The organism is Paraglaciecola hydrolytica (genome assembly GCF_001565895.1).
Taxonomy (GTDB): domain Bacteria; phylum Pseudomonadota; class Gammaproteobacteria; order Enterobacterales; family Alteromonadaceae; genus Paraglaciecola; species Paraglaciecola hydrolytica.
Genome location: NZ_LSNE01000005.1, coordinates 299,984 through 308,093, shown reverse-complemented (window position 1 = coordinate 308,093; position 8,110 = coordinate 299,984). Strand labels below are relative to the sequence as shown.

The window sequence follows — 8,110 nt, the reverse complement described above, 5'->3', positions numbered from 1 at the left end:
GGGCCACACCCCGCCACTAACATACGTGCAAACCAATATAAGGCAGCATCGGGCGCAGAGCCTCTAACTGACTTATGAAAGGCCGAGATCAAATCGTAAAACTGATCACCTTGTTTATCAAAATGCGCGACTTTTTCGCCTACCGCTTTTTTAACCATAGTGGCGTTGAGTACTTTAAGTTCATCATGTAATGGCAAAAAATCGGCACTTAATTCAAGATAATTGAGTAATCGCCTAGCATCACCGCCGCTCAACTCAATCAACAGCTCCTGAGCTTGGGGTTCGAGCTCAATTTGTAGGGTAGCTAAACCTTTTTCACTATTTGTAAGAGCTCTGCTTAATACATCTTTTAATTCTTCATTAGCCAAAGGCTTAAGTACATAGACCCGTGCTCGAGATAAGAGTGCGCGGTTCAATTCAAAAGAGGGGTTTTCGGTCGTCGCACCAATAAAAATGACAGTGCCATCTTCGATATAAGGTAAAAAAGCATCTTGTTGGCTTTTATTAAAACGATGTACTTCATCAACGAACAAAATAGTACGTTTGCCCTGTTCTTGATAAAATTTTGCATTATCGATCGCTTGGCGAATGTCTTTAATACCCGCGCTAACTGCCGACAATCTTTCGATATGAGCATTACAATGTGATGCAACTAATTCGGCCAGAGTGGTTTTGCCGGTGCCCGGAGGCCCCCATAAAATCATTGAATGGCACTGTTGGCGTAATAAAGCATTACGTAAAGGTGTTCCAGGACCGACTATGTGCTGCTGACCAAAATATTCATCAATAGTGCGTGGCCGCATTCTAGCGGCTAAGGGGAGGAAGTTGTCCTGGGCGGTTTTATCAGCAAAATTGAAGCCTGAAGTCATGGAATGCGTTGATCATCCAGTTCAAAGCCATCTGGGATAATAAAAGTAAATAAGGCTTTGTCGACTATTTGATTTTGTTTAATGGCAGTAAACACCAGATCACTGACTTGCTGCTGACCATCAATAATTTGCATAGCCACCAAATTAGCACCATCAAAAGACAATACCAACTTAGCTATTTCACCTTGCTGACTTTTTGGAGTAATAACAAACTGATTATTGTGTTCACTAATGGCGTATTCATCCCACGCTTTATCTTGTGGGTTTGTTAACAAAATCAGTGGGTTGTTGTCTATGGCCGCCTTTTGATTCACTGCCACCACCTGTTCCATGAAGGGATCAAGCTGCCACAGGGTTTGACCATCGGCAACTAAGATATTTTCGTTTGGCGCGTTTAACGACCAATACAATTGATTGGGATACTGCAACACAATATTGCCATCACCTTCTTGTAACAGGGTATTTTGTGCATCAGTCACTCTTTGGCTAAATTTAGCCTGAAAGGTTTTAAGCTGACTAAGGCGTTGTTTTAATAAGTGTTGAGCATCGATTGCTTGGGCCATAGATACGGTATGCACCAACAACAACGACGTTAATAGCCATCTGGCGATAGTAAGGGTTTTTCTAAACATCATCATATTTTTAATCTCTTGGGGCGGGTGCAGCTAATACTTCACGATTGCCGTTGTGGCCTGGTGGTGTTACGACGCCACTCTGCTCCATTTGTTCCACTAAACGTGCTGCGCGATTGTAACCAATTCTGAATTTACGTTGCACGCTAGATACTGACGCCCTGCGTGATTCGGTTACAAAGGCCACCGCTTCATCGTAAAAGGCATCGTATTCTTGATCCGCACCCTCAGCTTGTTCGCCCGGTAACAATATCTCAGCATTGGCGTCGCCATTAAGAATTTCGTCAATGTATTGTGGTGCACCACGTTTTTTCCAATCAGCCACTACCGCGTGCACTTCATGATCATCCACAAAGGCGCCATGCACCCGTGTTGGCACGCCAGTACCCGATGGCAAATACAACATGTCACCCATGCCCAATAAGGCTTCGGCACCTTGTTGATCTAAAATAGTACGGGAGTCAATTTTTGAAGATACTTGGAACGAAATTCGCGTTGGAATATTCGCTTTAATCAAACCGGTAATAACATCAACCGAAGGACGTTGTGTGGCTAAAATCAAATGAATACCCGCTGCCCTCGCCTTCTGCGCAATACGTGCAATTAGCTCTTCCACTTTTTTGCCGACTATCATCATCATGTCGGCAAATTCGTCTACCACAACCACTATAGCTGGGAGTTTTTCTAGAAATGGTGCTTCAGTTAACATGCTCTCTTCAAAGCGCCATAAAGGATCACGGATAGGCTCGCCATCTTCAATCGCTTGTTTAATTTTGATGTTATAGCCTTTTAAATTACGTACACCCAAGGCCGACATCAGTTTATAACGACGTTCCATTTCGCCAACACACCAACGCAGAGCATTGGAGGCTTCTTTCATGTCGGTGACCACTTCAGCCAACAAATGTGGAATGCCTTCGTAAACTGACAATTCCAACATTTTGGGATCGATCATGATCATACGTACGTCATCAGGCGATGATTTGTACAATAGACTTAAGATCATGACGTTAACGCCAACGGACTTACCCGAACCAGTCGTACCCGCCACCAATAAGTGCGGCATCTTGGCTAAATCGACAATAACCGGTTTGCCTGAAATGTCAGCCCCCAACACCATAGTCAGGGCCGATTCTGACGACTGAAATGCATCACAACTGATCACTTCACTTAAGCGTACCATGTCACGATGTTTATTAGGTAATTCTAAACCTATGACCGACTTACCCGGAATAACTTCAACTACCCTTACTGAAATAGCCGACATAGCACGGGCCAAATCTTTAGATAAAGTAGTTATTTTACTTACCTTAACACCTGGCGCTAAGTCCATTTCAAAACGAGTAATGACTGGACCTGGATAAACACCAACAACACGGGCTTCGATATTAAAATCGGCTAGCTTTTCTTCCAACAAACGCGAAACCATCTCCAGTTCTTCAGGGGTGATGGGATTTTTAATTTTGTCGGCACGTTCTAACAAATCAAAAGAAGGTAATGGCTCTGAATTATTAGTCGTTAGTAGCTCATCTGTATCATCTATTACTTGTTTAACTGTCGCGACTTTAACCTTACGAGAGTGATCAATTTTTGCTTTTAGCTCAGTGACCGACTGTACTTTATTTTCATAATCATCAGGTTCGTCAAATACATCATCAGGAATATACATTGGCGGCGTATCGTCGCGACTAAAGATTTCCGCGCGAGGCTCTATCTTAGTTTTAACAAATGGTTTGGCATATTTGGGCGCGTCATTGGCTTGTTCTAGCTTTTCTAAGCCATTGTCTTTGCTTTTAAAATTTAACAGTGGCACCGACGTTTGACGTATTTTAGCGGGTGTGCGATACAGCATTACACTGCAAGCAATGATCATTGCGCCTAGGTTATCCACTATGCTTAACCACGACACACCACTAAGCAAGGTAAAACCCGTACAAAAAAAGCACAATAATAATAATGTTGTACCTACCTGACTGAAATAAGGCACCAAACCTGTACTCAAAACATCCCCCACCAAACCACCGGCTGAATAGGTATACACATCATCAATATTCATACTCAATAAACCAGTGGCACCCAATACCAGCAATATTGCGCCGATGATCCTAAGTCCAATTGTCAGATAATCAATTTCAAGAATGTTTTTGGTTTGTTGAAATAAAAACCAGCCTAAAAAGGCCGCACAAAATGGCAGGCTATAAGCAAAAGAGCCAAAACTAAAAAACAGAATATCGGCAAACCAAGCGCCAATTGGACCAACCCAATTGTGTACGTCACTTTGCAGTCCAGCCTGACTCCAGCTAGGATCTGCGGGATGAAAAGACACCAAAGCGAGTAAAATGAAGAAAGCAAATGCACTACTGAGCATCATGCCTACTTCCATAATCCGTTGAATACCTGTGAGTCGTGCCATAGTTATTATTATCGTATTGAGTTTATTACTACTAATTTCAGGCTCATAAGATACCAGTGCAAAGTGCAAAATCCTAGTTAAGCCAATGCTTTCGTTGTTTATTTAAACAACTTTAGCTAAACAATTTTATTTGAGAGTTATTTTGGCTAATGCTCAGGTCAGGATTAAAAATTTTGTCGTATTTTTTATACAAGCGAACGGTGCCGTTCTGAGGTGTCCTAAGGGATTGCACAAACATGCGCATAAAATTCCGTAAATTAGAATTTACACAAATTTTATACTTATTGTTGTAAGAATCCTGCATATCTTTCAAGAAAATATCAAAGTTAACTTATACTTGCGCGGTGAGTTACACCCCTACTGTTTCTTAATTAAAGGCGATTTATATGTTAATTGGTGTACCAAAAGAAATTAAAAACCATGAATATCGTGTTGGCTTAACGCCCGCGGGCGTTAAAGAATTTGTGACCTTTTCCCATGAAGTATGGGTACAAACTGATGCTGGTAACGCCATAGGTTTTACTGATGAGCAATATATTGCAGCAGGCGCAAAAATTGTTGTCGATGCCGCCAGTATTTTTGCTAGCGCCGACATGATTATTAAAGTCAAAGAGCCACAAGCCCAAGAATGCAAGATGCTACGTAAGGGCCAAACCTTGTACACCTACTTGCACTTGGCTCCCGATCCAAAACAAACCGAATTGTTGGTGGCCTCAGGCGCAACCTGTATTGCCTACGAAACCGTTACTGATAATAAAAATGGCTTGCCCTTATTAGCACCAATGAGTGAAGTGGCTGGTCGCATGGCGGTACAAGCGGGTGCCCATTATTTAGAAAAAGCCCATGGTGGCAGTGGGACTTTATTAGGCGGAGTACCTGGCGTCGCGCCCGGTAAAGTACTGATCATTGGTGGTGGAGTCGTAGGTACCAATGCAGCTAAAATGGCCTTAGGTTTAGGCGCAGATGTGACCATTTTAGATCGCTCTTTACCCAGATTACGTGAGCTTGATGATATTTTTGACGGGCGTTTAAAAACCGTATTTTCGACCGTTGATGCTATTGAACATTATGCGTCAAAAGCAGATTTGGTTATCGGGGCAGTGTTAATTCCTGGCGCAGCTGCACCTAAATTATTAACTCGCGAACACATTAAAAACATGAAAGAAGGCTCAGTGGTAGTGGATGTGGCAATCGACCAAGGCGGTTGTTTTGAAACCTCTCGAGCTACCACTCATCAAGACCCCGTGTATACCGTAGACGGCGTGGTACATTACTGTGTCGCAAACATGCCGGGCGGCGTAGCCCGCACCTCAACGATGGCACTAAATAACGCTACCCTCCCCTTTGGACTTGCATTAGCCAACAAAGGTCCTAAACAAGCGATGTTGGATAATCCACACTTGCTTAATGGACTGAATGTTTATAAAGGAAAAATTACTTACAAGGCTGTCACCGATGCCTTAGGTAAAGAGTTAAACCTAGAGTATTTAGATGCTAGAACTGCACTCGAAACGCTTTGATAAATAGCAAAAAGGCCACTTACGAGTGGCCTTTTCTTTAAGCATCTATTTTTAGTTATTGATACTGTTGTTGATTTCAATCAGTGTGGCCAAGGGATCACTGGCTTGAGTAATGGGTCGACCAATCACTAAATAATCAGAACCAGCAACAATTGCTGCTTTAGGTGTCATCACTCGAATTTGGTCCCCCTTGTGACTCCCTTCTGGTCTTATTCCAGGAGTAACCAAGATAAAATCCTTAGCAATGTCCTGTTTTAACATGCTGGCTTCTTGGGCTGAGCAGACAACACCATCCAAACCCGCATCTCTGGTCAATTTTGCTAAACGAAGTACTTGTTGTTCTGGTGTATTTGTTAGCCCGATAGACAACAATTGCGCTCGGTCCATGCTAGTTAATACCGTTACAGCGATAAGCAGTGGCTTTTGTGCACCATAAGATTCTAAACCTATACGTGCCTGCTCCATCATGACTGGACCGCCAGAAGCATGTACGTTAACCATCCACACCCCCATGTCAGCAGCCGCGATACAAGCCTTAGACACGGTATTGGGAATATCATGAAACTTTAAATCCAAAAATACTTTAAAACCTCTATTAACCAAGTATTTGACAAACTCTGGGCCAAAGTAAGTAAACATTTCTTTGCCGACTTTTAATTTACATAAACTTGGATCGAGTTTATCTACGAAGTTTTTTGCCAAGTTTAGTTGGTCAAAATCCAGGGCTATAACGATCTTTTGATCAAACATACTATTCACCATCTAAACCTTTTATGGGTTTCACTACACCCCATTTTTTGCACGAAGGACACAACCAATGGATTTGACCTCCCGAAAAACCACAACTATGGCAGCGGTATTTTGGTCTGAGCTTGATTTGTTCTTCAACCAGCCCTTTTAACAGGCGCAAACTATTAGTGGATGTTTCATCTTGCTGCTGTTCGATATACAGTCCCATTAAGGTTTTAAAACCTTTCATCGTGGGATGAGTTTTTAATTGTTGTAATAACAGTTCAGCCGCTTTTAAAGAAGATTCATCTTTTGCAACCAATTTAACTTTAGCCAAATAAGCAGTTGCACACTGCTGCCAATACAAATCAAGCAAGCTGTTTAATTTGCTTTGATCGGCTAACTTTTCACTGCATGTTTCAATTAAAGGGATGGCTTCCGATAGCCAAGTTATATCCCGCAAAGGGACTTGTGTAAGATACTCAATGGCTTCTTCATACTCACCCTTTTCCATTGCTAGTTCGCCCAGCATTAACCAAGGTCTAACCGTTTTTTCATCAACTTTTGTGGCTTGATTGAGGTAATTTTGCGCACTAACTAGATCATCTTTGCGCCAGTCAATTAAGGCTTGTTCGCAGTAAAAATGGCCAACACGTGCACATAATTCATCACTATCGCCGCCGGCATTGATCATATTTTCAGCTAGTTCAATTGCCCTACTCCACTCTTTAGTGGTTTGATAAATATTAAATAATTGAGTTTGTGCTTCAAGAAAGTGTTTTTCACTATTAAGCAGTTGTAAAAATGCATTTTCTGCTCTTTCTAAAAATCCGGCTAAGACATAGTCCCTACCTAACTCTTTTAATGCAGATTCACGTTGGCTGGCGGAGATTTCTTCTTTGCTGACCAAGTTCTGGTGCACGCGGATTGCTCGATCCAACTCGCCCCGATGTCTGAAAAATTTGCCCATAGCAATGTGGGTTTCTACGGTATCACTATCCAAATCAATCATTTTGATTAAGGTATCAACGGCTTTATCTGGTTCATCAGAGAGTAAAAAATTTAAGCCACGATAATAGTGTTTGGATAAAATACTAGATTGTTTGCGTTGTGCCTGACGAACACTATTTCTGCCCATCACCCATCCATAACCGGCAGCAACAGGTAATAACAAAAATAATAATTCTAACATTAGGAAAGAGTAGACCCTTGCGCGAGTTTCTTTTGTTTACGATTTAACATATTAATTTGCCACTTAAGACGCAGCACATAAGGAAGTAACAAAACTAAACTAAATATAAATCCAACTAAAAATGTCAGGCCTAATAAGATAGACATTTTTACATCAGTTTCAGCGATTAAATAATTAACTCTGACAATGGCACTATTATGCGAACCTAAAAATCCGGCCAAAATAAGCAAGACTAATATGCCAATAAGTATTAACAGTCCTTTAATTTTCATATATGCCTACTTGCCATCCAGCCCACACAATACCATTTATGTCCCTGTTAACTCAAAGAATAATATTAGTTTACTACTGTAACAAAAACGGCACCCAAAATGGAGTGCCGTTTAATAAGATTTGCTAAAAATCAGGAGTAATTAAAACTCGTTGACCCGTTCACGTAATTCTTTACCTGGTTTGAAATGAGGGACGTATTTGCCATCCAATCTCACTGTTTCGCCAGTTTTAGGATTACGCCCAACCCGTGGAGCACGAAAGTGCAAAGAAAAGCTACCAAAACCACGAATTTCAATACGTTCACCTTTTTGTAAGGTTTGCGCCATCTGTTCGAGCATTTCTTTTATTGCCAACTCTACGTCTTTGGCCGGGACATGTCGTGCTTTATCGGCAAGTCTTTCGATAAGTTCTGATTTGGTCATCTAACCTCTCCATCAATCAAAAAAACTGGTATATCCGATAATAGAGTGCGCAACAATTAA

The 8,110-nt window shown here is 41.6% G+C and carries 7 protein-coding genes and 1 pseudogene; 1 reads left to right on the top strand and 7 read right to left on the bottom strand.

Going from position 1 to position 8,110, the window contains the following annotated elements; all coding sequences use genetic code 11:
• The 3 genes and pseudogenes from AX660_RS09275 to AX660_RS09265 all read right to left on the bottom strand — a co-directional run.
• Positions 1-869, bottom strand: a pseudogene (locus AX660_RS09275) (replication-associated recombination protein A); the annotation flags it as partial.
• On the bottom strand, positions 866-1,507 hold the full coding sequence (gene lolA / locus AX660_RS09270; RefSeq protein WP_235594705.1) for an outer membrane lipoprotein chaperone LolA: 642 nt from the start codon (positions 1,505-1,507) through the stop codon (positions 866-868). The pseudogene AX660_RS09275 and the gene lolA, both read right to left, overlap by 4 nt.
• Before the next feature lie 4 nt (positions 1,508-1,511).
• Positions 1,512-3,914 carry a DNA translocase FtsK gene (locus tag AX660_RS09265; RefSeq protein ID WP_068377013.1) on the bottom strand — a complete coding sequence of 801 codons (2,403 nt, stop codon included), beginning with the start codon at positions 3,912-3,914 and terminating at the stop codon, positions 1,512-1,514.
• Positions 3,915-4,300: 386 nt separating this feature from the next.
• Here AX660_RS09265 and ald point away from each other — a divergent pair, with 386 nt between their 5' ends.
• On the top strand, positions 4,301-5,434 hold the full coding sequence (ald, locus tag AX660_RS09260; protein WP_068375847.1) for an alanine dehydrogenase: 1,134 nt from the start codon (positions 4,301-4,303) through the stop codon (positions 5,432-5,434).
• Positions 5,435-5,485: 51 nt separating this feature from the next.
• Here ald and pyrF read toward each other — a convergent pair whose 3' ends face one another.
• The 4 genes from pyrF to ihfB form a co-directional block, all read right to left on the bottom strand.
• The gene (pyrF, locus tag AX660_RS09255) at positions 5,486-6,184 is read right to left on the bottom strand and encodes an orotidine-5'-phosphate decarboxylase (RefSeq protein WP_068375846.1); all 699 of its coding nucleotides are present in this window, start codon (positions 6,182-6,184) and stop codon (positions 5,486-5,488) included.
• Between the two features lies 1 nt (position 6,185).
• Positions 6,186-7,355 (bottom strand): lipopolysaccharide assembly protein LapB, encoded by a 1,170-nt coding sequence (gene lapB / locus AX660_RS09250; protein ID WP_068375844.1) that lies wholly within the window; start codon positions 7,353-7,355, stop codon positions 6,186-6,188.
• Complete coding sequence (locus AX660_RS09245; protein ID WP_068375842.1) at positions 7,355-7,627, bottom strand: lipopolysaccharide assembly protein LapA domain-containing protein; 273 nt, start codon at positions 7,625-7,627, stop codon at positions 7,355-7,357. The genes lapB and AX660_RS09245 overlap by 1 nt, the downstream gene beginning before the upstream one ends.
• Before the next feature lie 141 nt (positions 7,628-7,768).
• Positions 7,769-8,050, bottom strand: a complete 282-nt coding sequence (gene ihfB / locus AX660_RS09240; protein ID WP_068375840.1) for an integration host factor subunit beta — start codon at positions 8,048-8,050, stop codon at positions 7,769-7,771.
• Between the last annotated feature and the right edge of the window lie 60 nt (positions 8,051-8,110).

Bases quoted from the DNA above. Each gene is read 5' to 3' on its own strand.
- lapB (WP_068375844.1), bottom strand. From the start codon at position 7,355: ATGTTAGAATTATTATTTTTGTTATTACCTGTTGCTGCCGGTTATGGA.
- AX660_RS09265 (WP_068377013.1), bottom strand. From the start codon at position 3,914: ATGGCACGACTCACAGGTATTCAACGGATTATGGAAGTAGGCATGATG.
- lolA (WP_235594705.1), bottom strand. From the start codon at position 1,507: ATGATGATGTTTAGAAAAACCCTTACTATCGCCAGATGGCTATTAACG.
- AX660_RS09245 (WP_068375842.1), bottom strand. From the start codon at position 7,627: ATGAAAATTAAAGGACTGTTAATACTTATTGGCATATTAGTCTTGCTT.
- ald (WP_068375847.1), top strand. From the start codon at position 4,301: ATGTTAATTGGTGTACCAAAAGAAATTAAAAACCATGAATATCGTGTT.
- pyrF (WP_068375846.1), bottom strand. From the start codon at position 6,184: ATGTTTGATCAAAAGATCGTTATAGCCCTGGATTTTGACCAACTAAAC.
- ihfB (WP_068375840.1), bottom strand. From the start codon at position 8,050: ATGACCAAATCAGAACTTATCGAAAGACTTGCCGATAAAGCACGACAT.